The 1,351-nt window shown below is 66.8% G+C and carries 1 protein-coding gene; it reads right to left on the bottom strand.

Features of this window, described 5'->3' with window-relative positions; genetic code table 11:
* Positions 1-115: 115 nt before the first annotated feature.
* Complete coding sequence (locus tag AAAX34_RS09395; protein ID WP_349111069.1) at positions 116-1,258, bottom strand: IS110 family transposase; 1,143 nt, start codon at positions 1,256-1,258, stop codon at positions 116-118.
* Positions 1,259-1,351: the final 93 nt, after the last annotated feature.

Genomic DNA, 1,351 nt, shown 5'->3' with positions numbered 1-1,351 from the left:
GGGGGGTGTTCCTATAGTTTTGTCAACTGGGAAATGCTCTTCGTGCGACCGAATCGCGGCATGCTGACGCCAAGCCATTAGGCCGGTGGGCTTCAGTCTGCTCGGTGCGTTTCGGCTAGGCTGCGTAAGGCACCCTGTCTCGCATGACCGCGTAGATGACCTTCAGTCTCTTTCGCGCCAGCGCCTTGAGCGCCTTGCCGTGCGACATGCCCCGCTCTCGGCACCTGGTGTAGTAGTCGCCCCATCTCCCCTCTGTCCGGGTGAGGCAGTTACATGAGAATATGAGCAGGTTCTTCAGCCTCTTGTTGCCTTGGCGCGATGCCGTCACCGAGGAGATCGAGGTTCCCGACTGGCGGTTGCGCGGCGCCAGGCCGCAGTACGACGCGAGCCTGTCGTGACTGGGGAAGTCTTCGATGTCGATGGAGATCGCAAGCTCGGAAGCGGTTTTGGGCCCGATGCCCGGCACCGTCAGGAGGCATCGGTAGGTATCGTCGCCCTCGAGCAGGGCGGAGATCTCCGCCGTGATCGCCTCGATCTCCGCCGAGTTCTCGGATATCCTGCGCGCGAGCAGTTTCACCGCCCGGTCCTCGGCGGCGACGACCGACGCATCCGGCCTTGTCGAGGAGGTTGTCGAGCGGACGAGGGCCTCGATCTTACCGCGCGCCGCCCCACGCGTGAGCGCCGCCGCCCTGCGGGGCCCGGCGTCGGCTACCGACCAGGCCCCGCCGAGGGATGCCATGAGCCTCAGCTGGGGCCCGTCGGACAGGTCGACCAGTGCCTCGAAGGCGGGGCACGATTCCAGCAGGATGCTGCGCAGCCGGTTCTTATTCCTAGTGTTCTCGCAGGTCAGGAAGTTCCTCTGGGCGGCCAGCGCCCTCGCCGCCGCAATCGTCGGACCTGGGTCTCCGACCGGCAGGAGCGCGTCGGGGATGCCAAGCGCCGTCTTCGCGATGACCATCGCGTCTCGCTCGTCGGTCTTGGCGTCGCCGGCGAAGAGCCTGGCGGCCCCGTGCGCCGCGAGTCCCGGCAGGTACGCCGCCGACATCCCGGCCGCCCTGGCGCGGGCGAGCGCGAGGGCGCCTATGTTGCGCGACTGGTCGACGACCACGAGCGCATCGGGGAAGCGGCCGAACAGCGAGTCCAGGTCGTCCTCCCTGTTCGCGACGGGGGTGCTCAACAGCACCTCGCCGTCTCGAGTCGCGACGCATGCCCAGTGGGACGATTTCCCGACATCGAGCCCGATGACGGCTTCCGACATTCTAATTGGTGCCACGGTGGTATCCTCCAATCGGTAGGCCGATCGGAACCCCTCCCCGCGACACCCACATTACCTGGCCGTGGCGCTTGCGCC

The organism is Collinsella sp. CLA-ER-H4 (genome assembly GCF_040092395.1).
Classification (GTDB): Bacteria; Actinomycetota; Coriobacteriia; order Coriobacteriales; family Coriobacteriaceae; genus Collinsella.
The sequence above is the reverse complement of the archived record's forward strand: the minus strand, read 5'-3'. Positions and strand labels throughout refer to the sequence as shown.